This window comes from uncultured Eubacterium sp., assembly GCF_934525195.1.
Lineage (GTDB): Bacteria > Bacillota > Clostridia > Oscillospirales > Acutalibacteraceae > Eubacterium_R.
Window position 1 is genome coordinate 140,717 of sequence record NZ_CAKSZA010000005.1, and the last position, 25,722, is coordinate 166,438.

At 32.3% G+C, this 25,722-nt stretch carries 26 protein-coding genes; 4 read left to right on the plus strand and 22 right to left on the minus strand.

Translation table 11 applies throughout. From position 1 onward, the window contains the following. Nucleotides 1–180: 180 nt before the first annotated feature. The gene (locus Q0E03_RS06645; RefSeq protein WP_297130717.1) at nucleotides 181–2,796 is read right to left on the minus strand and encodes an ABC transporter permease; all 2,616 of its coding nucleotides are present in this window, start codon (nucleotides 2,794–2,796) and stop codon (nucleotides 181–183) included. A gap of 24 nt (nucleotides 2,797–2,820) precedes the next feature. Beyond that, on the minus strand, nucleotides 2,821–3,504 hold the full coding sequence (locus tag Q0E03_RS06650) for an ABC transporter ATP-binding protein (RefSeq protein ID WP_297130720.1): 684 nt from the start codon (nucleotides 3,502–3,504) through the stop codon (nucleotides 2,821–2,823). A 249-nt stretch (nucleotides 3,505–3,753) separates the two neighbouring features. Here Q0E03_RS06650 and Q0E03_RS06655 point away from each other — a divergent pair, with 249 nt between their 5' ends. After that, nucleotides 3,754–4,476, plus strand: coding sequence for a LytTR family DNA-binding domain-containing protein (locus tag Q0E03_RS06655; protein WP_297130723.1), 723 nt, complete (start codon nucleotides 3,754–3,756; stop codon nucleotides 4,474–4,476). 266 nt (nucleotides 4,477–4,742) lie between these two features. Further along, nucleotides 4,743–5,774: an ATP-binding protein gene (locus Q0E03_RS06660; RefSeq protein WP_297130726.1), complete on the plus strand. Its 1,032-nt coding sequence runs from the start codon at nucleotides 4,743–4,745 to the stop codon at nucleotides 5,772–5,774. 42 nt (nucleotides 5,775–5,816) lie between these two features. Here the strand turns inward: Q0E03_RS06660 and Q0E03_RS06665 are convergent, their stop codons facing one another. The 19 genes from Q0E03_RS06665 to Q0E03_RS06755 form a co-directional block, all read right to left on the minus strand. Beyond that, nucleotides 5,817–7,505 (minus strand): CHAP domain-containing protein, encoded by a 1,689-nt coding sequence (locus Q0E03_RS06665; protein ID WP_297130729.1) that lies wholly within the window; start codon nucleotides 7,503–7,505, stop codon nucleotides 5,817–5,819. Nucleotide 7,506: 1 nt separating this feature from the next. Continuing rightward, nucleotides 7,507–8,238 (minus strand): class B sortase, encoded by a 732-nt coding sequence (gene srtB, locus Q0E03_RS06670; protein ID WP_297130732.1) that lies wholly within the window; start codon nucleotides 8,236–8,238, stop codon nucleotides 7,507–7,509. A gap of 70 nt (nucleotides 8,239–8,308) precedes the next feature. Further along, complete coding sequence (locus Q0E03_RS06675; protein ID WP_297130790.1) at nucleotides 8,309–10,642, minus strand: VirB4-like conjugal transfer ATPase, CD1110 family; 2,334 nt, start codon at nucleotides 10,640–10,642, stop codon at nucleotides 8,309–8,311. Next, nucleotides 10,623–10,997 (minus strand): PrgI family protein, encoded by a 375-nt coding sequence (locus Q0E03_RS06680; RefSeq protein ID WP_297130735.1) that lies wholly within the window; start codon nucleotides 10,995–10,997, stop codon nucleotides 10,623–10,625. The genes Q0E03_RS06675 and Q0E03_RS06680 overlap by 20 nt, the downstream gene beginning before the upstream one ends. 11 nt (nucleotides 10,998–11,008) lie before the next feature. Next, nucleotides 11,009–11,845, minus strand: a complete 837-nt coding sequence (locus tag Q0E03_RS06685) for a hypothetical protein (RefSeq protein WP_297130737.1) — start codon at nucleotides 11,843–11,845, stop codon at nucleotides 11,009–11,011. Between the two features lie 109 nt (nucleotides 11,846–11,954). Continuing rightward, entirely contained in the window at nucleotides 11,955–13,280 is a 1,326-nt protein-coding gene (locus Q0E03_RS06690) for an ATP-binding protein (RefSeq protein WP_297130740.1), read from the minus strand. Between the two features lie 175 nt (nucleotides 13,281–13,455). Then, a complete protein-coding gene (locus Q0E03_RS06695) occupies nucleotides 13,456–13,812 on the minus strand; it encodes a glutamyl-tRNA amidotransferase (protein WP_367270188.1) in 357 nt (118 codons plus the stop codon). Between the two features lie 11 nt (nucleotides 13,813–13,823). Then, entirely contained in the window at nucleotides 13,824–15,623 is a 1,800-nt protein-coding gene (locus tag Q0E03_RS06700; protein WP_297130743.1) for a VirD4-like conjugal transfer protein, CD1115 family, read from the minus strand. Further along, nucleotides 15,610–15,801, minus strand: a complete 192-nt coding sequence (locus Q0E03_RS06705; protein ID WP_297130746.1) for a hypothetical protein — start codon at nucleotides 15,799–15,801, stop codon at nucleotides 15,610–15,612. The genes Q0E03_RS06700 and Q0E03_RS06705 overlap by 14 nt, the downstream gene beginning before the upstream one ends. Nucleotides 15,802–15,804: 3 nt before the next feature. Further along, the gene (locus Q0E03_RS06710) at nucleotides 15,805–16,659 is read right to left on the minus strand and encodes an LtrC-like protein (protein WP_297130749.1); all 855 of its coding nucleotides are present in this window, start codon (nucleotides 16,657–16,659) and stop codon (nucleotides 15,805–15,807) included. Between the two features lie 5 nt (nucleotides 16,660–16,664). After that, on the minus strand, nucleotides 16,665–17,393 hold the full coding sequence (locus Q0E03_RS06715; RefSeq protein ID WP_297130751.1) for a PcfB family protein: 729 nt from the start codon (nucleotides 17,391–17,393) through the stop codon (nucleotides 16,665–16,667). Beyond that, nucleotides 17,386–18,717, minus strand: coding sequence for a relaxase/mobilization nuclease domain-containing protein (locus tag Q0E03_RS06720; protein WP_297130754.1), 1,332 nt, complete (start codon nucleotides 18,715–18,717; stop codon nucleotides 17,386–17,388). Before Q0E03_RS06720 ends, Q0E03_RS06715 begins: the two co-directional genes overlap by 8 nt. Next, nucleotides 18,708–19,043 carry a plasmid mobilization protein gene (locus Q0E03_RS06725; RefSeq protein WP_297130756.1) on the minus strand — a complete coding sequence of 112 codons (336 nt, stop codon included), beginning with the start codon at nucleotides 19,041–19,043 and terminating at the stop codon, nucleotides 18,708–18,710. The genes Q0E03_RS06720 and Q0E03_RS06725 overlap by 10 nt, the downstream gene beginning before the upstream one ends. Further along, entirely contained in the window at nucleotides 19,027–19,170 is a 144-nt protein-coding gene (locus Q0E03_RS06730; RefSeq protein ID WP_297130759.1) for a DUF3789 domain-containing protein, read from the minus strand. The genes Q0E03_RS06725 and Q0E03_RS06730 overlap by 17 nt, the downstream gene beginning before the upstream one ends. 114 nt (nucleotides 19,171–19,284) lie before the next feature. Continuing rightward, nucleotides 19,285–19,629 (minus strand): DUF3846 domain-containing protein, encoded by a 345-nt coding sequence (locus tag Q0E03_RS06735; RefSeq protein ID WP_297130762.1) that lies wholly within the window; start codon nucleotides 19,627–19,629, stop codon nucleotides 19,285–19,287. Further along, a complete protein-coding gene (locus tag Q0E03_RS06740; RefSeq protein WP_297130765.1) occupies nucleotides 19,592–20,590 on the minus strand; it encodes a DUF3991 and TOPRIM domain-containing protein in 999 nt (332 codons plus the stop codon). The genes Q0E03_RS06735 and Q0E03_RS06740 overlap by 38 nt, the downstream gene beginning before the upstream one ends. 75 nt (nucleotides 20,591–20,665) lie before the next feature. Beyond that, nucleotides 20,666–22,228: a hypothetical protein gene (locus Q0E03_RS06745; RefSeq protein ID WP_297130768.1), complete on the minus strand. Its 1,563-nt coding sequence runs from the start codon at nucleotides 22,226–22,228 to the stop codon at nucleotides 20,666–20,668. A 4-nt stretch (nucleotides 22,229–22,232) separates the two neighbouring features. Then, a complete protein-coding gene (locus tag Q0E03_RS06750) occupies nucleotides 22,233–23,204 on the minus strand; it encodes a radical SAM/SPASM domain-containing protein (protein WP_297130771.1) in 972 nt (323 codons plus the stop codon). A 12-nt stretch (nucleotides 23,205–23,216) separates the two neighbouring features. After that, nucleotides 23,217–23,444, minus strand: a complete 228-nt coding sequence (locus Q0E03_RS06755) for an LLM class flavin-dependent oxidoreductase (protein ID WP_297130774.1) — start codon at nucleotides 23,442–23,444, stop codon at nucleotides 23,217–23,219. 308 nt (nucleotides 23,445–23,752) lie between these two features. On the opposite strand from Q0E03_RS06755, the gene Q0E03_RS09095 reads away from it, so the two are divergent. Together Q0E03_RS09095 and Q0E03_RS06760 are read left to right on the plus strand one after the other, a co-directional pair. Then, nucleotides 23,753–24,040 carry a nucleotide kinase domain-containing protein gene (locus tag Q0E03_RS09095; protein WP_367270243.1) on the plus strand — a complete coding sequence of 96 codons (288 nt, stop codon included), beginning with the start codon at nucleotides 23,753–23,755 and terminating at the stop codon, nucleotides 24,038–24,040. Nucleotides 24,041–24,137: 97 nt separating this feature from the next. Next, a complete protein-coding gene (locus tag Q0E03_RS06760) occupies nucleotides 24,138–24,740 on the plus strand; it encodes a nucleotide kinase domain-containing protein (RefSeq protein ID WP_297130777.1) in 603 nt (200 codons plus the stop codon). Here Q0E03_RS06760 and Q0E03_RS06765 read toward each other — a convergent pair. After that, nucleotides 24,723–25,646: a hypothetical protein gene (locus tag Q0E03_RS06765; protein WP_297130780.1), complete on the minus strand. Its 924-nt coding sequence runs from the start codon at nucleotides 25,644–25,646 to the stop codon at nucleotides 24,723–24,725. The two genes, Q0E03_RS06760 and Q0E03_RS06765, sit on opposite strands and share 18 nt — an antisense overlap. Nucleotides 25,647–25,722: the final 76 nt, after the last annotated feature.

A 25,722-nucleotide genomic window follows, 5' to 3' on the forward strand; every position in this document is an offset into this window, starting at 1 on the left:
GCAGATATCAGATTCACATATAAATGAATCTGATATCTGCCTTTTAAGTTAATTATATTAAATTTCAATAAAAATATTATAATTCAAATTATACGGTTAATGAATTACCCTAATAAACAATTCATTACAACTAATAATGTAATAATTGAATTATATTTAACTACATATAAATACAATTGCTTAATCATTTAAAAGTTCTACAAGTTGTTTTTTTCTTAATGGATTATACGATATTAATGCTGAAAATATTAGCACTGCAAATTCAAAAACTATTGAAAGCGAAAGCTGAGCCATATTCACATAATTTATTGTATCAAATAATCCACCAAAGAAAATAGTAATTACCAAAAGTGAAATTAATATTGAACAAATTATACTTATAATGCCAATATATATGGACCTGATTACCAATATTTTTTCAATAGAAAAATCATCTAAACCATTTAAATGCAAAAGCGCATAAAACTTTTTATTTCTGTAAATTGTAATTTTATCCTCAATTAGTATAATAGAAATCACTATTAAAGATATTATCCCTATTAATGAATAACAAAGTATATTTATAATTACTTTAAACTCTTTAAACTCTTGCAATTCGGCTGCATTATTTCTAAATGAAAAGCCATTCAATTCATTTTTGTAATATTGGATTATTGAATCAAAATCTTCATACGACGATGTATCTTTTAGAAAAACTTGTGTTCTTGATACTGTAGGAGAGAGAGCTAGATGTTTTATAGTATCATTTAAACCAATTAAAGTGTACGCTGTTGGAGGTTGACTTAAACTATCAAACCAAGCAATTCGTTCATATATTATTGCTCCAATTTTCACTTTACGACGCACACAATTTAATTCATTCTTGGCTTGTTCTTCATTGATATATCCTTTTAAATTATTGTTTTTCGGTAAAAATTGTATAATTTCAATTTCATCATTAACAGAATAATTTGTATCGATATATTGATTTTTTCCATTATATTCATCAGAAGTAATAAAACTTTGCACTGTATACCCATTCAAGTTTTTTAATTCATACATAGGTGCCATTAACACTATTTCTTCTCCTGAGCGTATTTTATCGATATTTATTTCTCCTTCAACTACTTTTGAATTCATTTTGAGGAGTTCATCTTCTGAATAACCAAAATATTGAATTCCTCTAACATTACCATTAATAGAAAAACAATTTTTCATTTCATCATTCAAAATATCATCATTAAAATAGCCTTCAAGATATGGTGTGTCATTTTCAGATGGAGAATTAAGTAAATATAAATCGTTAATTTCAAGATAGTTATTAACAGTTTTTATATCGGGTTCGTGTTTCATTTCATTGACTATTTCATCACTTATAATTTTAGTATGATCCATAACATAATAAACAGAATCCTCGTTAGGAATGCTATTCAAATTGGTCACTTTCCCATTCTCATTTACATAAGATATATCAGAAATATACTGGTCCGTAAGAAATTCATAATCAAAGTTTAATGACATTCGGCCTTGTACATCTGACTTTTGAGATGCATACGACTTCATATATACAGATAGAGAAACAAATAATGATAAGGAAAAAGACAATAACAATATTATTATAATGGAATTTTTGAAATGTAACTTCAATTCTAAAAATGCTAATTTAAAAAGATTTATTCTTCGAGTTTGATTTTGTTCTTTTAAAAAGAGCCTATTTTTACCATTTATATCTTTTTTTATTATTCCAAGAGGTGTTAATTTAACTATTTTTATTGAAATAATAATAAAAGATACTAATAAAGTTATTAAACATATAATAACGCTAAAAATTGCGTATGCTGGTACAAATATTACTTCATTATCTAACAATAATACTTTGTTAAAAATCTTTATTATTATTGCGGAAATACTATACCCTAAGAGTATACCAAATGGCAAACTAATAAAAAGCATTACTATTACTTTAACAAAACTATATAATATAGTTTCTGCTTTTGTCAAAGATAAACACCTTAATATTGATAGTTTCTTTTTTTCTTTTTCAAAATAATAGAAAAAAATATAAACAGTCAACAATACAGAACAAATGGTAGTTAAAACTATAACAAAAATTGGTATATTATATTTTTTTCCTTCATTTTTTTCACTTCTGTTTACATTTGATACTAGCATCTCATTCTCTGAATATATTTCTGCTGTAAAAGGATTAGAATTTTTCAATAAAAAATGTGTTTGCAAAATGTTAATATATTTACTTTTTAAATCATAACTAATTAAAGCATTAGGCAGCAATATATCATTATTATCAGTGGGTTTGTTCCACAATGCATAATAATCATTTATAATGCCAACCAATTTATATTCCTTTTCTTGAATTTTTATAATGGAGCCAATATTTTTAGATAAATTATTTTTATAAATAACAGAATTACACAAAGCAATCTCATTTTGATTCTTAGGATATTCTCCCTCTATTAATTTTATACTTGCTAATTCTCTTGCTGTATCATCAAAATACCCAATAACAAAATCAATATTATCAGAATTATTAGAATTTACCTTCTGTAACACCTCAATTTTTCCAGCCGAATCAATAAAATCAGAATATTTTTTTTCATCTGAATCATTAGTGTCATATAAAATATTATCAAAATATCCATACATTTTATTTGCTTCTTTATTGGCAGTATCAATAAACGATGATGATGTAAAATACAAAACAATTGGTATTATAATAACTAAAATAATACTAAATATAACGAGTAATGAGCTTTTTGATCTAAAGATGTCTTTTAATATTAAAGAAAATTTTTTCATTGAAATATTATATCTCCCGTAACATTATGATATATTGTTATCTGATATGATAACTCCATCATCAATAGTTATTATTCTATTTGTTCGATATGCAAGTTCTTGGTTATGTGTAACAATTACAAATGTTTGATTATACTTTTTGTTGGCATTAATAATAAAATCAAAAAAAGCATCTCCTGAAGCTTTATCTAAATTACCGGTAGGCTCATCAGCTAAAACAATATCTGGTCTTGTAATTAATGCTCTTGCTATTGCAACTCTTTGCTGTTGCCCTCCAGACAATTGTGATGGTCTAAATTTAATTCGTTCTTTAAGGTCAAGAAGCGTTAATAAATCATTTTCAAAATTTTTATCATATTTTGACTTACCTAAATCTAATGGTAATCTAATATTTTCTAGTACATTAAGTTCATCGATTAAATTATAGTTTTGAAAAATAATTCCAATATGTTTAGCTCTAAATTTTGTTAAATCAGAATCACTCATATCTAATATAGATTTGCCTGCTATAGATATCTTTCCAGAAGTAGGAGTATCAATACCACTTAACAAATTTAATAATGTCGATTTACCTGACCCGCTCCTTCCTACTATTGATATCAATTCACCATGTTTAATTTTTAAATTAACATCTTTCGCTCCAAAAACAACACTATTTCCTTGATAATATTTTTTTGTTAAATTAGAAACCTCTACAGTTGTTACCATTTTCATGTCCTTTCTTTACTATTAATATAGTAATAACCAAATTTATTTTTACTTATAAAAAATAAAGAAATAAGTAAAATTAGTAGTCTTAATAAAATATTGCCATATTTTTTATTGCTTTTGTTATAATTGTCCAAAGTGATAGTCGATTTAGAAAAAGTGAAGTCTTTTAAATTGATAATAATCCTAAAGAATTAATGACAAACTCCTCCTATTAATGTATAATTGTGTTAATAGGAGGAGCATTTTATGATTAATATTTTAGTTTGTGATGATGATAGAAATATTACCGATGAAGTTTACAACTTATTAGATGGTATAAAAAATGAAAGCAAAAATGAATTCAATGTTGATTTAAAAAATCATGGAGATTTTATCGATTTATGTAATGAACCTTATTATGATATAGCTATTGTGGATATTGAAATGCCGGGTATTGACGGTTTAGAATTATCGGAAAGACTAAAAGAATTAAATCCTGATGTTATAGTTATAGTTTTGACTTCTTATCAAAATTATCTTGATGACGCTATGCGAATTCATGTTTTCAGATATTTATCAAAGCCAATTGATAAGAACAGATTCTATGAAAACTTTAATGATGCACTCACTGAATATAAATTTTTAAATAAATCTATAAATGTTGTTTTTGAAGACGAAGTACATCATATTAAGACAAAAGATATTTTATATTTTGAAAATCTAAAATACGGTTCACAAGTTCATACCAAGAGAGGAACATTTAGAACAAATAAAAAAGCCGACGAATGGTTAGCAATATTAAACCAATTTGACAGCTTTGAATATTCTTACAAAGGCATACTTGTCAATCTTCAAAATGTAATTGATTTTGATAAAAAATATGTTTTTATAAGAAAAAATGATTCAGAAATAATTACTGTTTATGTATCTCAAAGAAAATATAGCAGTTTCAAAAAATCATTTTTTCGCTTTATCGGAGGTAATAAATGAATACAATTTGTTATTTATTTATATTTATTTTTGAACAGTTTATTTCATATTTATATTTCAAAAGTAAATATGAATTCAAAAGAAAAACATGGATAATTTTTATTTGCTATTTTATTTCTTTTATTGTTCAATATACAACAAATCTTTTTAACAGTCCTTATTTAAATCTTCTTAGTTTTTTTATATGTAATTTATCTATTGTGCTCATTTGTTTTAGTTCGACTTTGAAACAATCTCTATTTGATGTTGTCCTACTTGAAGGTATTATGATTACAACTGAAGTTGTAATCATGTATTTGTTTTCTTCAATCTTAGAAATAGATTTATTAGAATGTAAAAATAATGAATTAATCATTTTTTTAGAAACAGCTGCAACAAAAATACTATATTTCATCATAGCGTATATTATTTCGAGATTTTCTAAAAAAGCAGACAAATATAAAAGTGTTATTAACAAATATTCAGTACTACTTTTCTTAATGCCAGTTTCTTCAATATTAGTAATTTCTAGTTATGCCTATTTATCTTTTAATTATAATATAAACAAAACGACTAATTTTCTTTTTACTTTTTCTTCTTTAATAATGCTTATCTCCAACATAATTATTTTTATAATTCATGAAAGAATAATTGATGTTTTAATAAAAAATACAGAATTAGAACTTGAAAAACAAAAATCACATATTAATGAAGAATATTATTTAGAACTAGAAAAACAATATGACTCTTCAAATATTCTAATACATGATATAAAAAAGTGTCTGGGAAATATTAAAGGTTTATTGTTACAAAATGATAACAGCAAAGCAATTGAATATATTGATTCAATATATGATGGATATGATATAAAACAAATAAAAAAATATAGCAATAATAAATTAATAAACGTTATCGTAAGCAGATATGCACAATTATGCTACAATAACAATATAGAATTCAGCATTGACATAAGAAATGTAGATTTTTCATTTATAAAGGACAGCGAAATAACAGCCCTTTTTGATAATTTATTTGAAAATGCTTTTGAAGCTGCAAATAAGTGTTCAAATAAATTTATTACTATTGAAGTTGATTATAGAAATGAAAATTATATTTTTATAAAAATGCTGAATTCAATCAATAACAAACCTTTGTTTCAAAATGGGCTTCCAATAACAACGAAAAAGGATAAAAAAGGTCATGGAATTGGTATAAAAAGTATATTGAAAATCGTAAAAAAATATCACGGTAATTTAGATTATAATTATGTTGAAAATGAAAATATATTTATTACTACTATTTTACTAAAATCGACTTAACTATCACAAGAGAAGCCATACATATATGGTTTTTCTTGTGATTCACACTAACTCCTTCCCATTCTCCCAACCCCAAGCAAAGCCTTTGTAAGTTTTAATCCAACTTTCAAGGCTTTGTATTTTTATTTCACCGATATTGTGAGCAACCATACCGTTGCCGATATAGATACCGACATGACCGTAGGGGTTGGAGGCATAACCATAAACTGTTGCTCCTACAGGTATCTTGCTCCAATCACTTGATACTGCCCACATATCTGCCGCACATAAAGCACAGTGAGCTGAACCTCTTGAACCTGTAACAGCTTGGTATACATCTGCAACCCAAGCCTGACAGTAACCTGAACGGGCAGAAATACCGTATTTAGCCGAATTTGTCGCTACCGCAACGATTTTCTTCTGCGTGTCATTGACCGTTTCGTTTGAAAAGTCAAGGTCTTTAATGTCAATACTGCCACCACCCGATACTCCGCCGATGTTGTAGATAAGCGATGCCCAAAGCTTGTTGTTTTTGTCACTCATCAATTCGGCTAAATATTTCTTTTGCGTATCATTAAACGAGTAAGAGGTTGACATATCCTCAGCACTCTTGCCGGTTAAGGTTATTACAAGATATTTCTTTTCAACTTGCTCTGTTGTTTCGATTGTATTCCCCTGCTCATCGGTTGATTCTTTCGTTACCGTTTCTGTCCGTGTTTCAACAGATTTTGATATGCCGTTCATATCCCAAAAGATTGATGATAAAATTGCCTTTTTGTTTTCGTCAACAGTAGCGACTTCCATAGGGTTGTTTTCATCGGTAGTAGTCTTAACTGCATAGATAGATAAAATATCTTTCCAATTAGAGCGACTGCCGATTACTTCTACTCCGTCAAAACTGCCTGATGATTTAATTTCGTCAATCTTGTCATCAAATTCATTGTTGATTTGCTGAATTACAGAAGTTATATTCATACCGCTTTGCGATGTTTCACTTGAAAAGAATATACCGTAAAATGATGAACATAAGGCGGCTATAAGACTTATTAAAATGATTATGACAACAGATACCCAACCACCTGCAATAATCGCATTAACAAGTGCTTTCGTGCTTTCAATCATAGCTTTGATTGCTCTTTTAGTTGCTCTTGCGGCTTTCTTTGCACCTTTGGCAAATTGCTTTGCCGTTTCTTTAGCTATTTGAGATGATTTGTTAATGGCTTTTGCTGTGTCTTTCACAGATTGTTTGCTTGCATTTATAATAGGTTGGTTTGATTTAACGGCAGATACGGTTTCTTTTGTTTTGATACTGCTTGCACTACGGACTTTGTTTTGAGTATTCTTTGGTGTGTTTTTAGATATATTATCATCGGTCTTAACGGTTTCGGTTTGTGCTTTGGGTGTGTATCTATCAGGGTTATTTATCTTGCTTTTATCTTTTTTAATCTTTCTTTTTGCTCGAACTTCTTCAATAGATTGTTCGAGTTTTTTTGTATTCTTAACAGTTTCGTTTACACTCTTTTTGCCTTGCTTGTTGAAAAGATAAACTGCGTTCTCCGATACACTTTTAGCATTATTCTGAACTTTATCAATAGCATAATTAACAGGGCTTTCGGAATTATCGCTGACATTTTCCGATACCTTTTCTTTCACTTTTAAAGCTATCCCTTTAGCCTTTTCTGTAGCTATACCAAGATTGTCAGCAGTTTTAAGAGTTTTCTCGGTAACCTTTTTAATTTCAATCTCGCTCATATCACTTCACCTTTTTGGCAACCACTACAAGCCTGCCGTTTTCTTGACTGTATTCGCAAGTGGATAGCGTTATTAACTTATCACCGTAGCCGCACGATACATCGGTGTTGTAGTATTCGCTTTCTTTGCATTTTGATATATACGAATTAAATTCATCGAAAGAATCAAAGACAGTATAATTTTGATAATCGAATTTGCTCGGTGTGGTTTTGAATACACATACAACCTCATACTTTCCTAAATCTACAAGCGTATCAAAGTGAATGTATCTGTGCTTTTCAAAAAACTCTTTTGATTTGTATTTATTCAAATCGCCGAACATAGTGTTATCTCGCATATTGTGACCGTAGATAACTATATTGTCGGTAAGTTTCATCGTATCGCTTTTCTCACTTAAATACGGTGTACCGTAATATGAATACTCTTTATTAAAATTACGGTGCAAATAGTAATCAGGCGTACTGCTTTTCATAACAGGATAATTTATGTGCGTACCGTCAATTTTTATCCAACCTACAAAGTCGGAATTTTCCGTGTTCAATTCGATATATCTTTTAAGTTTCTCATCTGTATAATCAGAACTGTCATCTTCAACTTGAACAGATGAAGCAATATTTTCAAATACTTCATATTGCTTTTTATCCTCAATAGTTTCTTTAACAACAAAATACATACTGATTGAAAAAGCAGATATGAAGAATACAAGTAAAATAACAAAAACAGATTTTTTCATAGTGTATAACTCCTTAAAAAACAATGCCACCGACATTAAGTCAGCGGCACTGTATGATTGTATTTAATAATTAGATAGCCTCTCCCGGTTTTGATGTCATCAACTTGTAGAGTTGTGTATCCTTTGGAAATTTATTTACAAACGGCACAAGATTACTGCCTATCTTCATTAGTCCTTGACCTGCGTCCTTGTTTGTAAAATACTGCGTTTGGTTAGGCGTGATTTCAAGAAGCCTTGAAAGTTCAAGCACATCACTTGCTTTTTGATTAAGCATAATAACGAACTCGGAATTTGATACCATAGTTCTTGCTGTGTTGCTTTCAAGCATATCTCCCACATTCTGTGTAATACCTATCGCAAACGCTCCGTATTTTCTTACTCGTTTCCAAATACGGTAAAGGAATTTTGCCGTATATTGATGAGCAAAAAGCAAATACATCTCATCAATAAAGATATATGTTTGTCGCCTTTTCTCTCTGTTTGAAGTAATCTTGTTTAAAAGATTATCAAGTACGATAAGCATACCTACAGGCAGAAGCGAATCACCGAGTTCAAGAATGTCATATGATATTAGCCTGTTGTTAATATCAACATTGGTAGGCTGTGCAAAAGTGTTAAGCGAACCGTCGGTAAATAACTCAATGGCAAGTGCCAAATCATGTGCCTCGGTTTCCTTTTGCTTTAACAGTTCTTCTCTAAAATCTTTGAGAGTAGGCTGCTGTGTGCTGTAATTGTTTTTGATATATCCGTCATAAACATTCTTGCAGCATCTGTCAATGATAGACTTGTCTTTAGCGTCGGCAGATGTACCGAGTAACTGTTCGCAAAGGGACATAATAAATTCCGATTTTGTGGTTACGGGATTGCCCTCATCTTCATAGTTTGCATTCATATCCATAGCGTTAATATGGTTTGGTGAATTAGCGGATATGTTGATTACCTCTCCGCCGAATGCTTTAACAAGAGCGTTGTATTCTCTTTCAGGATCTATAATTACAATATCGGCATCGGGATTTGAAAGAAAGATTGATACAATATCTTCCTTAACCATAAATGATTTACCGCCACCGGGTACACCGAGTACAATGCTGTTACCGTTAAGAAGCGAATGCCTATTAACAAATATCATATTGTTACTGATAGCATTTTGACCGTAATACGCTCCACCCGGATGACTGACCTCTTGAGCGTGAAACGGCATAAAAGACGCAAGCGATTCCGTTGTAAGCGTACGGTAACATTCAATTCTTTTAACGCCAAACGGTAAAACAGTATTAAGTCCGTCAAGCTGTTGATAACGAAGCGTTGCAAACTGTGCCGTGCTGTTCTCGGAAGCTTTTGCAAAAATACTTTCGGTTAAGTTATCAAGTTCCTGCTTACTGTCGGCAGTTATCACCATTGAAATTATCGTGTCATAAATTCTTTGGTCACGGTAACGCATATCGTTTCTGATTTCAAGTATTTCCTTTTCTCTTTGCTCAAGGTCATAATTGGTAGCACCGTAGTTTTGGTTTTGTGCCTGACGGCGATTGAAGTTCGCCTTATCCGATTGAACGCCAAGCAAAATGTTATCTACATCTTTGTTTGCTTCATCAACTGGAATAGGGATAAAATCAATAGAGAGCATTAAGTTTTTATTTATTGAAGTAAGCTCGGTTATGATATTATCATCAACAAATGTACCGTAATTACGAAGAAAAACAGTCCTGCAATACTGACCGTTAATCATCATATAGTCGCTGTTGAAGTCCATAGAATCGGGAGAAATATAGTCACGGACATCACAGCCTTGATTTTGCAAAAGTTCAAAATCGAGATTGAAGTTTTCTTCACTCCCTGCACGGTAGAAATTATGGAATATCTTAAGCCTGTCGGTTGCGTTTAACGGCTCGCATTTACTGCCAAGTGCAAAAAGATTTGTTGACAGGTTCTTTTCAATACGAGTAAAAAATGCTCGTGCGTCCTCATAGCACTTTTTATTTACCGTAACGGTAAAATACTTATCCTGAACAATACACTCGGATGTTGCCGCTTTATTAAGCAGCATTTCGTTATATTCCTTACGATACACATCAAGATTATCATAGTAATACGGCATAAGGATTGATTTTTCAAAATCTTCCTTATCAAATCTATGGTTGTTGATTGTGAGCTTAACGGTAACACCGTTTCCGAAAGAATTGATAACTGCCCAATACTGACGCATTAAATCATTCTTTTCGTTTTCACAAGCGATATAGTAATTAACATCGGTAAAGAGAAATGTTTTGGAATACATATTTTTACCGACAAGAAAAATGCCGTCTTTATAGACGGCTTTGATAGGAATAACATTTTGAACAGTTTTGGGTATAACGAACTTTTCCTGTTCAAGTTTTTTCATTTTATTGCGAGTTTTCATTATTCTTGAAAACCTCCTTTTCATTTTGTTTAATCATTTCTTTATTCTCAATATGAGTTTTGCTTTCTGCTTTAAAAACAAGTCTTTTGGGAATTAAGAGTTCCGATTTTATCCACGCACAGGCAAATTTTTCAAAAGTCATACCGTGGTATGTTACAAAACCCAAAGCAGCAAACGGTGCGGCAAGCAGTATGCACAGCCACGATATTGTATCGGTACTGAGCTTATCTTTAAGCAATATATATGATACTATTGCAACGCCGACAGCAAGAAATGAAAATATCAACTGTCGCATACTCAGTCCGAAATACACCTTTTCACGATAATCTCTAAACTCTTTATTGATTTGTATTTGCATTATTTACCTCCTTAAAGTCCCATCATTTCCCGTACAATACGGTCTGATGTTTTAACCGCTCCGACAAGTACAAGCATATTGAATATGAGTTCACCCACATATTTCCACACCATAGTTACCGCAGGTGCAGTTGTATCAACTTGCGGCGGTGACGCTGCAAATAGTGAGAATATGACGCAGGCAAGAACAATAATTGCACCTTCCAAGCATACTGCACAATAGCTTTTGATAAAAGACTTGCCAACATGCTGTGACGGCTCTCCTGCAAATGTTGAAAGCGGTATCGGTGCAATGGCAGTATACATATACAACTTAAAAAATCTGCCGTAAACAGTCATTATCATAATAAATGACAAAACTGTTATCAGCAGACTTCCTATTAGTGTTACTGCCCACAACGGTATACTTTCAAAGAAATCGCAATTTTCAATAGCCGTAATCATTTCTTGTGGCAATGTCGTTTTGTTTGCTTGTCCGAATCCGGCAGAAGTCATTATTGTTGAGATTGTACCTTGAACAATTTTGAACAAAGAAAGCATTAAATCAAGTCCGTAGGTTATTGCACCTTTTGCAAGTGCAAAACGGATAAACAGTCTAAATGCGTGTTCGGGTTTCTTAACTTCGGCAAATGAACCGCAGGTTTTCATAACACCGACAACAAAGAACAAAACAAGCAGAGCTGTACCGATTACCTGCAATGCTCCGTTAATATCGAGTATGACATTCCATATTTTACCGCCTTTGAATTCTTCGGGTGTAGCGGTCAGCAATCCCCATATCTCTGTCAGCTTATCATTCCAAGTTTCAAGAGCGTTTTCAAGATTGCGTACTACCCAGTTATCTGACATAATTTCATCTCCTTTTGTAAAATAGAAAATCCCAAACGGTATTGATTTTCCGTTTGAGATTTGTTTGTAGTAATATATTTGGTTATTTGAGGATTTTACAGTACCTAATCTAAAAATCATTAAGCAAAAATCCCATATAAAGCGGTAAGGTTAAAATATTATTCTCTTCACCTATATTATAATCACCAAGTTTTATTGCGCTGTCAAGGTGATATACCTCTGTGTTTTTTAAAACAGTTTTCAGGCTTTTGGTATTTCCTTTAGTTGCTTTGACTTCTATAGGCGTACATTTACCTTTATATCTTATGAAGAAATCAATTTCAAGTCCTGAATCTTTATGAAAATAATAAAGTTTTCTACCCATTTTTGTAAAAAAGTCCGCCATAAGATTTTCAAAAATTGCGCCTTTATATCCCAATAAATTTCCGCTTAAGACATCAAACTGAGTACCGTCCTCAAGCATACTGATAAACAAGCCTGTATCCACCATGTACACCTTAAATATGTCTTCGTTAGCATTACCTTCAAGCGGCAATTCTGTAGTAAAAAGATTATAGCATCTTGTAATAATTCCCGCATCTTCAATCCATTGAAGGCTACCCGCAAATCGGGATGCGGTTGATCCCTTTTTAATAACTGAATACTGAAACTTTTTATTTTCTTTCGCTAACTGTTTCGGTATGGACTGAAAGCACTCTTTGATTAATGATTTGTCCTTTGAGTTTGCGTATTTCACCATATCATCTTCATAAGAACGGACAATATCTCTTTGCATTTGAAGAACAGTATTCATCTGCTTTGTATCGACAAAAGTCTGAACAACATCAGGCATACCGCCAACTGCAACATATTGCAAAAGTAATTGGCGATATCTGTTATGCAAAGCCTCTTCAACAGGTGTTTTTGCAATCAAATGCTCTTTTAATTTTTCAATCAACATTTCATTAATTCCGTTAGCCCATAAGAATTCTTCAAAATCCAGCGGATACATAGTTATTACTGTTTCATATCCGACAGGCACTGATTTAGGTTCTTTACCATAGCCTTTAACTCCAAGCAGCGAGCCTGTGCCGATAACATCATATCTACCATCTGTTTTGAAAAATTTCAATGCTGTTCTTGCCTCAGGACATTCCTGAATTTCATCCAAAATGATTACTGTTTCATTCGGCACAAACATTACATTAGGTCCTAACACTGCAGACATCATCATTGTGAGATTATCCACCTCTAATGAGCCGGAAAATACAGACACATAATCAGGATTTGAAAAGAAATTGATATACACCACATATTTATAATTTTCTTCTGCAAATTTCTTTACAGAGTATGTTTTGCCGCACTGACGGCAGCCTTTAACAATTAACGGCTTATGATTTTTAGTGTTTTTCCATTTAATTAAATCCTGTTCAATTTTTCTTTTTAGCAAGTCCATCACCCTTTATATTATTGCTTTATACACTCTTATTATACAATAAAATTAAACTTTTTCAAGGGAGTTTTACCAAAAATCATAAACTTTTTCGAGCGAGTTTTTTGAACTTTTGAATATTTTTCGTTGAAGTATAGAATGAATGGAAATGCTTTTGTTTATATCATATTGCACTAATTTATCCCGTAATAAGATTAAGGATTTCTTTTGTAAATGTGATTACAACACCTCCGGCAAGGGTGAGAAATCCGTTAGAGCGCTGTGACGGATCGTGAGTTTGAAACGATAAGCCTACCTGAACAATACCCCAAGCGAGAATAATAAGTCCTACTGCTCGGATAAGACCGAAAATAAAGGTTGAAAGATTGTTTACAACCGTAAGTGGATCATCGTCTGCAAAAGCTGTAACAGCAAAGCAGAACATTGTTGCAATAAGCGTTGCAAAAAACATAGTTGCCTTTGCAACAGCATTTGATTTTTTAGTGAGTGGTGAAGTTTTAACTTCATCACTCTTTTTTGTTTTGAATTTAAGCATAAGTTTTCCTCCTAAATATTGAACATCAGTTCAAGTTCTTCTTTTGTAATTAAGTCAAAATCATAATCGTCTGCAATATCATCTTTTTCCTGCTTTTTATCACTTTTAATAAAAGTAAAAGTAATTGAGGCAATAGAAGATTTTTCTTTACCGTAAATAAAAGGCTTGGCTCCACCGTCTTCTGTATACTTCAAATTCGGATGTTTAAGAATATCATACTTGAGGTCGATAACAGGTCTTTCACCACGGATAAAGAGAATTGCATATCGGTTATCAAGCATACGCACTTCGGCAGGCGTCATTAACTCTCTGCCTGATATTTGGTAGTTGGTAGAATAGTTACCGTTTCTGCCAAAACTTCGTGCGTATGTGTTTGTGTCGATAGTTTCCTTGCCGAGTTGCTCGGAAACATATTTGTGTGTTGATTGCTCATTTCCGCCGAGATAAAGAAATTGGTCGCAGTTGCCGACAATACTTTCCCATTGCTTTTCAAACAAGGCTTTAAGCTGAGAAAGATTTTGAAGTATTATTGATACGAAAATGTTTCTTGAACGCATTACGCTGAGTAGCTTATCAAAATCATCGGGTAATGATACATTCGCAAATTCATCCATGAGGAAGTGTACGGGTATCGGTAACGCTCCGCCGTGCTTTTTGTCGGCACAATAAAAGAGTTGTTGAAACAGTTGAGTATATAAAATAGAGATAAGAAAATTAAAACTTGTATCGTTGTCGGGAATAACGGCAAACAAGGCTGTTTTCTTTTCTCCCATAGTTGATAAATCAAGTTCATCTGTCTTGGTTAAAGCTGCAAGGCTTTCAAGATTGAACTTTTCAAGTCTTGACATCAAGGTTATCTGAATTGATTTAAGCGTCTTTGACGAGCCTGAATGATAAGACTTGTAATACTTAACTGCTATGTGTTCGGGTTTCTCGGTTTCAAGATTATAAAACAGACGGTCAAGTGGTGTAAGGCACGGGCCGTCCTCGTCATCTTCAATAGCACCTGCACGAAGCATATACATTACCATTGCAAAATTCTGTTCTTCTTCGGGTGCTTCATAGTGAAGATAAAAGATTAAAGCAAGTAAAAGCATTTGTGCCGCCGTATCCCAAAACGGGTCATTAGTTTGCGAGCCTTTCGGTGTTGTGCTTTTGAAAAGATTAGTTACAAGCTTTTGTATGTCATTGTCATTTTCAAGATAAACAAACGGATTGTAGCAATAGCTTTTTTCCATATCAATCAAATCAATAACCTTAACATCATAGCCTTTCTTTACAAGCAGATTACCGTCAGCCTTAACTATTTCGCCCTTTGGGTCGGGAATAACAAAAGAGGTGTTGCACTGCATTAAATTCGGCTTTGCGTAAAATCTTGTTTTACCTGCGCCGGCACCGCCACAGATTATCGTATTAAGATTTCGCCTGTGTTTTTTGCAGTTCATACCGATAGCGACATTATCAGTCAATATCTTGTTTTGATTTATCGGCTTTTGAATATACTTTTTACCAACCTGTTTTGCTTTGCCCCACTTAGCAGAACCGTGTTCTTCGCCACGCCTGTAATTTTTCTTTGAAGAAAAATATACCAACAAAGTAATACCGTAGATTAAAAGCAAAATGAGGACAGCTTTTAAACTGTCCTCACATAAGGTTATCTTAAACGGTTGTGCAAATACTTCGCCAAAGCTATTAAGAATTGATATTAAACCGTTTGACATATACGGTGCAATCTTTAGACCAATATATATCAAAGGTACAACAAAAACTGCGAAAGCGATTGTTTCTGCTTTTTTGTTATCGTTCCTCATTTTGCTTTACCACCTTTATCTTTTTGGTAGGTGCTTTGCAAACCTTTAACAGCACTTCATCTACGGCAGCGGTTTCTCTTTTATCGCTGATTAAATCTGTGCGTAAATCATTGAGAGCACGAATAACTACGCCTTGTTCAAAATCATCAAGAACTAAATGGTAGCGTTCTTCTTTCATATATTATCGCTCCATTTCCTTGCTCTTTGCCTGCCTTTGGCGATAGATTTCATCATTAACTCTGCTGACAATTTCCTTGTATGCAGAATTTACAGAGGAGAGTTCACGGCGAATATCTTTTGCGTCCGCCTTTTTCCAATTATCCGGCAAGCTTTCAATAGCGAAAGCGTTTTTATCAACACCGTATTTGGTGCAAATCATATATGCAAGACAAATTGCTTTAAAGCCTTCGTCTCTACGGCTATATGATTTCTTACCGTCGGCAAGCTGAGCAAATGCAACCTCTTGAGCAAGGCACTCAAAAATCTGTTTTGTATCGGTAAGATTTTCATTGAGTGTAATTTGCTGTGTTTCAAAGTTATAGAACGCACCGAGGTTTGAGTTTGGTATTTCGCCTACAACAATTTCAACAGGCGAAGCATTTACAAAGTTTTTGAGAGTATGTTTCAAATCATCGGTCTTTTGAGCTGCCTCTCTTTTTGAATTTGTTTGCGAACGGTCAAACACTCTTTTAACATTGTAGCCAAGACCCGGTGTGCCGTCGCTCTTTGTATATTCGACAGGCTCAAGGATTGCTATGCTCTTTTGCTTTTGGCGGACTTGGATGCCGTCCTTGTTCCAATCTTCAAAAGATTTAAGCTGTGTTGCATTAGGCATTTGCTTAAAGATAAGCAAAGTGTTTGCCGCCGAATACATATCAAACTTTGCCTGAACATCAAGAAATTCTTTTAGTTTATCGGGACTTCTTGACACCTCGATTGCCGTATCGTCAATCATTTGATATGTTCTTTCTTTTTCTGCCTTTCGATTTTCAGCATACTTTTGTGGGTTATATCCTTTTTTGTAACCGTAACTCATATCAATTACCTTTCCTTTATTGATTTAGCAGATTTTACTACGGTATCTGCAACCGCTTTTGATTTATCTGCAATATCTTTTGCTCTGTCGGCTTTAATCTCATCTTTATAACCGTCAAGCAATTCTTTAACAGACTGTTTTTTGTCTTTAGCGTCCTTATCATTGATAGCTTTCGATGAACTCTCGGACAGACTGTCTTTTTCCGTCCGAGATAAAGAGGGGTTTTTATCCGTTTCCTCCGTACTCTTTGCCTCAATATGCTCAAGGATAAGGTCACCATTTGTTTTTTCTTCGTTACTTTTGTTTATCTTTTCGCTGACGGACTTTTCAACCTCATTGGTGATAGAGCCTTTGTCAACCGTACCGAGTTTGAATCTTTCGATAATCCTATCGATTTTGGATGCGTCCTCGGCACGGGCAATAATATCAACGGTGACATTTTTACCTTTTGCATTTCTGTCTTTAAGAACAGAATACAAAACACCGTATCTCTTTGCCTGCTCTGTAAACTTTTTCAAATCCTTTTGATGAATTGAAAAAACTTTAAGTTCTTTGCCGGACTTAATCAAGTTTGAAAGTCTTGCCTTACCTTTGGCTTTTTGTTCCTGCTTTAATGCGGCAAGCAGGAGAACCGCAATATTCTTTGCAGCTTCTCCCGATACCTTTGCAACAACCTCAAAGCCTTCAAGTGACAGTCTTACAACTTGTTCGGCGGCGTCGCCTGAGTTATTCACGATACTTTTCCTCCTTTTGCAATTTCTTTTGCTCATCAATTTCTGCTTGCTCTAATTTTTCTTCAATTTCATTTGAACGCTCGGCAATATCGTAAATGAGCAAAATTTCCTTGCGTATTTCTTTTAACCGTTTGCCGATATCGGATATATCTTCTTTAACCTCATTCAGATTTGAGCAATTCTTTCTTTTTGATTTATTTCGCAGTTGCTTTCTGCTTTCGGTTAATGTTTCAATTTCCTTTTCGGCTTTCGATTTATATGAGAAAAGCTCCTCGACAGTATTTATCCCATACTGTTCAAGGAGCCTTGCCTCGTTTGATAATTTATCAAGTTTCATCAAATCTTCTCTTAAAAGATAATGAACTCTTGAATTGTTTCTCGGTTTATTCTTTGGCAGATAACCAAGCTTATATAGATAATAGAAATACAAACCACGAAGTCCTTTGATCTTGCGTAGTCTTGTACCTCTTGTTGAAAGTTTATATTGCACCTGACCTTGCACAAACGGTTTATATTTTACAGGTCTGTTATTTTCCAAAACAGCATTTAAAATATTTTCCTTTGAATACTTTTCACCAAGCCTATATGTTCTGATAGGTCTGTCATATCCTTTCGGTGTCACAGTCCAATACTTATGATTTACATTAAAATTACAACTGTAACCGAGTTTTTTAAGATTGTATTCAAGTTCTTTTATGCTCTTACTGTTTTCGATTGCAACATCAAGTGTTTCTTTTGCAAGGTTATATCTTGTTGGCATTCCTGCTTGTTCTTTTTGATTGATATAACTTCTGTCAACTGTCCTATTAGGCTTATCAATCACAGAAATACCGTATTCCTTACAAACTTCATCAAAAACCATTTTATTTTTAAACCACGAAGTTTCTCTGCACCTTTTGCCGTCAACAAATGAAACGGAGTTAATGATAAAATGATTATGCAAACAATCTGTATTCAAATGAGTATCCACAACCACTTGAAATCTTTTACCCCAAATTTGTTTGGCGGCTTCAATTCCGATTTTATGTGCAAGTTCGGGTGTGACCTCTCCCGGCTTAAAACTCATATATCCGTGATAACCGAGTATTCCGTCTGTTTTACCATATTGTATTTTAACTGTCATAAACTGTTGGTAAGCAAAATCGGCGTCACAATTTATTCCTGTAGAGTATAACTGCCTTTCGGTTTTGTCAGGGTTATCACCGTAACCGAGAACTGTTTTTAGCGGGTCATAATCGGGATTGGTGGTTTTCTTTTCATTACTGCCGTAATTTATTACCTTGTCAAGTCTGCTGTTGACATCCCATATCTTACTTACTGCCATTTTTCATTTTCAACAGGTCTGAGATACAACATTTCAATTTTTGTTCTCAACGCCTTAAGTTTTTTTAATTCTTCTGTTAAAAGAGGTGCGTCAACAAAATTCAATGTGTTAGCTTTTGCGACAATTTGATTTATGTTTCTGCCGATAGCCGATAAATCATTCATAGATTTATAGAAACGCTCGTCAGGCTTTTCTCTTGGTTCATAACCTCTTATCAGATACCTCATCAATGCAGCTTCGGACAAACAGGCTTTTTCGCATTTCAGCTTTAAAATTTCATCATCTTCAGGTGTTATCCAAAACTGTTTTTTAATTGTCTTGTTCATCGGATGAATCCTCCTTTTCAAAACGTTCATTGCCGTTAGTCCTATTGATTTGCACCAAACACATTGTTGTAATTCCTGCAAATCCTCCGAATAAAAATGAGAGTATTGAAATAATTATAGTTTTCATTTTGTAATTTCCTTTCTGTGTGTAATTGGGGTATTAGGGGAGAGCCCCTAACAAGCGTGTTTTTGCTCTTTAGGAGTAAAAACGCACTGCTTGCTAAGACAAGTCAGCATAGTATTATGCTGCTTCATTTATCGAATAAATCCGTATATTATCAATCAAATTATCGTCTAACGAATGATATTCGTCATCAAATTCACTTGCACCTACAAGGATAAAACTGCCGTATATGAGTTCTGTTTTGCCTGTTTCAATATCGGTTACGGTATGACTTGCAGAAAGAGAAAGTCTTTTACCGTCAGCGTTACAAAGCAAGGCAACATCATCTTCAAACGGCATATATTCGTCTACATCACCGTAGATAATTTCACTAATCGCTTGGTAATTGTTTTCGATTGTAATCATCTTCGGCTTGTTAAACGGTTCAACGAGCAATACCTTTATCAAGTTTTCTTCGTTCACTTGGTATTCTCCTTTCAGATACAACCGGCTTCATACCTTTGCTTAAAAGCAAAAAATCGTTGACATCTTTTCCTCTCGGAACAGGGTTGTCAACGATTTCAATTTTGGGATATTCAGTTGGTAAAATGATTTTTAATGTTTTTGTGGCTAATCTTCCGGCATAGTCGCTGTCAAGATGCAAATATATCTTTTCAATGTACGGATGACTTTTAAGATATGTCACAAGTGCTTTCGGTATCTTGCTTTCTTCGATTTTTTCTTTAGGCGTACAAACACCGGCAAGAGAAATCATAGAAACATTTTGCCAATCTTTACCGTGCATTTTAACAAGAGTGGCATAAGACAAAAGATCGATTGCAGATTCAAATAGATGAATATTTGCATTATCATTTGTCAATTTAAAGGAATATGACTTATCGCTTCCCTCACATTCGCCCATAATTCTTTTGTTCTCCGTTGCACGAAATGCTGCATACTTAGGTTTATTTTGTTCATTGAAACCCACAAAGACAGCATTATGATACGGTAAACTTTCAAATATGAGTTTATGCTCAAGGCAATAATCTATGATACTTTCATCAATACCTCTGCCGGTTAGGTACTCTTTAACCTTATCATCTGTCGGACTTTTAGGCGGCAGTTTCAGGTTATATACTCGCTTCTTTTTAGGTGCAATCGTTTTAACCGGAGGTTGTAATTTTTCTTTTTCAACAATAATTTTGACAGCGTCGATAAAAGAATATCCTTTAACCTCGGTCAAATATTTAACTGCACTTTTGCCGCCTATACCTCTTGAATTCCAACACCAAAGCCCGTTTGATATTTTCAAACTGTCGTGTTCTTTGGTGCAATAGGTATCTCCCGAAAAATGAACAAGCTCATCGGGTTCATAGTTTTTAAGATATGTGAGCAAGTCCATTTCCTTTGCTTTTTTGATTACTTCTTTTGAATAATATGGCATTTTAACCTCCTTAAACGCAAAAAGCCGACTGATTTTCAAACGAAAACCAATCGGTTCATATAAAATAATTATAAGTTATGAAATCAGGTCAATAGAAAATTTTCGTTCGCTCCAATTTTCAGGTTTGCAAACAGACTCATCAACTTGATTTTCATTTTGGTCATATAAGTTAAAACTATTTTTATCAACGCAGTTTATTTTCTCAAAGAACGATTTATTATATTTAGCATTTATTTTCGATGTAGATTTGTTATATTTAACATTTACATTAAACTCGGATGCTTTATCTTTATCAACATCTAATAATAGACTTATTATTATGTCATCATTATTATTTATATCCAAATTTCTTTTAAATGAAAAATCTCTGTTAGCTGTATCTTGACCATCTCTGAAAATTGTAACATAAACCAATGATTGCTTACGAAATCTATCTATTAACTGCATCAAAGAGTCATCTTGTTCATCATGCGATAATGTAATTGATTCACGTATACTACAACTATTTGCTTTGTTTTCCATAAAATTAAATGCAATATCTGTTAGTTTATACGATTGTCCTGACTTTATATATAACTCGGAAATATTTTTTCTACCCCATTCCTGCGTATCATCACATATTCTCAACAAAAAAGCGAATGAACACATATAGAGCTGATAAACATCATCACAAGTATGTGATGCAATTGAACGCAATATTTCTCTTCTTATATAAAACTGTCTGCAATCTTCGATATCGAAAGTATAATCTTCATTTATATTGTAATCTGACTCTAAAAAATAGGTGAGCAATTTATATATTATTAGCGTACTCAAAATACCATGCGAATTTTTTTCTAATGATTTTTGAAATTTGAAATAATATTTAGACTGTAATCTTGCCACAAAAACTGGTTTTTCTTCGTTATTTTTACTATCCTTTTCAAATCGTTTCTGTTTCATTCTAGAACTCATTAACCTTACAACATAATCATTCATATAATTTTGGACGCCATGAAATGAAAAATCCTTTGTAATATCAGGGTTTGAAACAAATGTCGATACCATTTCCTGCGTAACATCAATTATTCCTTTTGCTTTTTCCAAAGGGTATCCCAAATCGTGTGTTAGAGCGATTATTGTCCAAATACTAATCTTCTCAAAATTATTAATCTCTACATTTATTTCTTTTTCTTGAATTTTCATTTTGCTTAAATATACGCCATCGTTTTTTGTCAGTAACTTAATTCCTGTTAACCAAGTTCTGAAAACATGAATAACATGATCTCTGTAAAATTTGCTTGTACCGTACAATACTTTTTCAAACTTTGAATATCTATCATAATAAGCTTTAAGATCATTAATTCCATAAGCTTTCGGTGATTTATTTGAATCTTGATTTTGAAATGGTTCTCTTTTATCATAATATCGTAAACACTTAATAGACTTTTCCAGTAATTCAACCCATAAATCATCTATTTCATCTTTAAAATAAAATATTTCATAATCATCACTATTTTCTCTTAATTTTTCATGTATTTGTTTTAAATTATCTATGATTGTCTTATCTAAAGGAAATTCACATTTACTATCAGAAAACAAAGTTCCTTCGGCACTAATAATACAGTCATTTAATAAAGTCTTATCTTGATTAGACATAAAACTATTTCTCCTTTTTTAAATTCATCATATATTGACCAATGCAAGTTTCACACGATATATTTTTTTGAAATTCTTTTGAATAATTCCTAACACTTTTTAAATAATTTGAATTTAAATATATTTCTTTCAAAGTTTTATTATAAATACTTTCTGGCTTTCCATATTTTAATATGTTTTCAAATTTTTTGTTTTTAAACACTTCACATGGATATACATTACCATCATACTTTATATTTAGCTTGCCATCTGCAGCTTCACATTTGGCACATCCACTATCTTTTAATAATGGAACACCTATACGAATTGATATATCATTATTTCTTTTTTCTAATTTACTGAGTTGTATCCTTAAATCATTAAGTTCATCATTTGAAAGGGCAATTTTTTCTTTGTTTTCATCAGCTCTTCCATGCAATACCAACCTCAAAAAACTGATTTTCGAAACATTAAGTTGCATACACATTTCAATAACTTTATCTATTTCTAAATAATTGATTTTCATTGGAACAAAATGAGCTTCTGTCACTATATTAAATTTATTTGCCAACAAAACAGAATGCTTCATTTTCTCAAAACAATTTTTCGTTCCCATTATTTTGTCATATGTTTTACTGTTTGAACCTTCAATATTGAATATCAATTTTGATGCATAAGCTGAAATTTTTTTCATTTTTTCTTCAGGAATTGAACATGGGCTCATATTTTCATCAACAACAATACCACTAGTATAAATATAACAATCCAATCCACTATCACTAACAAATTTTGTCATTTCAATTATATTGTCGTGCAAAAAAGGTTCACCACCAGATAAACAAATCGTTTTAGCTCCTAATTCTTTAGCATCATTAACAATTTTCACAAACTCATAGTATGGTAACTTTTCACTTCGTTTTAAATTGGAATTTGATGAGCAATATAAGCAATTATTTGGACATTTTCTAATTATTTCAACTGAAATTTCTTTAAGCATATTATTTTCTCCTTATTGTTTTTTCAAATGAATTTCTACGCCTATAATATCTGCAATTTCTAATACTTCAGAAAACTTAATGGTTCCTCTTGACAATTTATTAGATATATTTTGAACCGTTGTTTTTTTTCTTTCAGGATGATGTTTATTTATTTCATCAACCACACGAGTTAATGACCACCCTTGCTGAATCACGAGTGCTTTAATATCATTTCTTATATTGTCTGTTTCAAATTTCAAACACTCGCCTCCTGTAATTAAATATCTTATCATTTATTATATCACAACATAACTCATTAGTCAATTATAACGAATATTATTATTTTATAGAGTATATTACTTTCAGCAACAGTATAATTTTATTTGTTATAGTGTAAACACTGCATTTGCTTTTTTTTAACACTAACACGATTATTATAATATTATCCAACGAGATAGTCAACTATAACAAATATTTTTATTCGTTATAGTTTAATGTGTTGATTATTTCTCGCTTTTTCTTGTAATTTCCACTAAAATAAATACAAATATATTATCAGGAAAAATCAATGGAATTTCTATCACTTTATAACATAAAAAGAACTGAGGTTTTCGACACCTATTGGAAATTTGCATATGAAAGGCAAAAAGTTTTCTTTAAAAAGATTCAAGGATACGATTATCCATGGACTACCGATAAAGTGTTGCAAAAATATAAATTCACAAATGCGTATAGAGCAAGTGACCGAATTAGCCAATATTTAATAAAAAACATTATATATTCATTTAATAATGATACTGAAGATTTGCTATTTAGAATTTTATTGTTCAAAATTTTCAATAAAATAAGCACTTGAGAATATCTCGAAAATCATATGGGTCAAATCAATTTTAAAAATTTTTCAAAAAAATTATTCATTAATATTAAAAGAACTTTATGACTCAAAAAACAAATTGTATTCTGGTGCTTATATTATGCCTTCAGGAAAAAGAGAATTTGGTCATACCAAAAAGTATGAAAATCATTTAGATTTGTTGGAATTTATGTTTAAAAATAATATTTCCTTAAAAATAGATTCATGCAAAAAATTAAAGAAATTATATATTGTTCTTTTGAACTATCCAACAATAGGTCCATTTCTCGCTTACCAATATGCAATAGATATCAATTACAGTAATATTTGTGATTTTAATGAAATGGATTTTGTTGGTGCAGGACCAGGAGCAATTTCAGGAATAAGTAAATGTTTTATTGATATAGGCAATTACAACACAGCCGATATTATAAAATATATGAGTTATAATCAAGAAGCTGAATTCCAACGTCTAAATTTAAATTTTCAAAATCTTAATGGAAGAAGGCTTCAACTTATAGATTGTCAAAATTTATTTTGTGAAACTGACAAATATGCTCGTGTGATTCACCCTTCGATACATGGAAACTCCAACAGAAAAAAGATAAAACAAATATATATTCCAAACAATAATAAAATCGAATACTTTTATCCTCCAAAATGGAACATAAACTCTTTTTGTGGTTTATCTACAAATACATAGTCCTTCTTTTTTTACTTCATCTTTCACTTCATCAACAGTTTCCTCATCCCTAACATCAAGATTAAGTTGAGTATTGAGTTCATCAAGTCGGGTAGATTTTTGTTTGAGTTCATCTTCAAAAGCAAACGGTTTTTCTACCTCTGCCTTTGCATTTTCAAACTGAAGCATAGTGTTTTCGAGTTCGGTTTTGCACATTGCAAGCCTGCTTGGCATATCCTTAATGGCATTATCTATCCTGACAATATTGCCGTTAGCATCGGTACCTAAATCAACGCTGTGACTGATTTCGCCTTTAAGAATAAATCTGTAAATTCTTGAAAATGAATCAAAACAAATTTCGGTTTTGAAACCTCTGTACTCACCAAGGTTAATGGTGTCTGCCGATGAATTGATTGTTTTGCAGGCGTTTATGATTGCCAAACCGGCTTTTGACTTTTCAAAATAAGGAACACCCAAGACTGTCATACCGCAAAAGGTATCTGTCTTTGGGTGTTCTTTTGCCATTTGTATGTCTTTTTCAAGTCCGATGATTTGTGAATTGTATTTAGCAATTTGTGCCGGATATGTCTTTAATATAGCATCTTCCAAATTGAATTTTTGGCTTAGGTAAGCACTCCTTAAAACTTTAAGTTCATTTACTTTTAAATCCAAGTTCATTTTTTCTTTTATTAATGGATTACCCGTTGCAAGCATTTTTATTTCAGCATAAGAAAGAGCAGTTTCGTCAATATCATCTGCCGAACGGGCAGGAGATTTACTTGTCATAATTTGCGATGCAAATTTTTGTTTACCTTCAACAAGTTGATAAAGGTATGCGTCAAAGGTTTGCTCTGTTACATAACGATAAATTTCTACTTTTCGGTTTTCATTACCTTGACGGACAATTCTGCCGAGTCTTTGCTCCAAATCAGTCGGTCATTTTTTGCGGACAGTTCATACATGCTATCCTTTTCTGTTCTCTGCTCCTGCGTTTGCTCTCGTT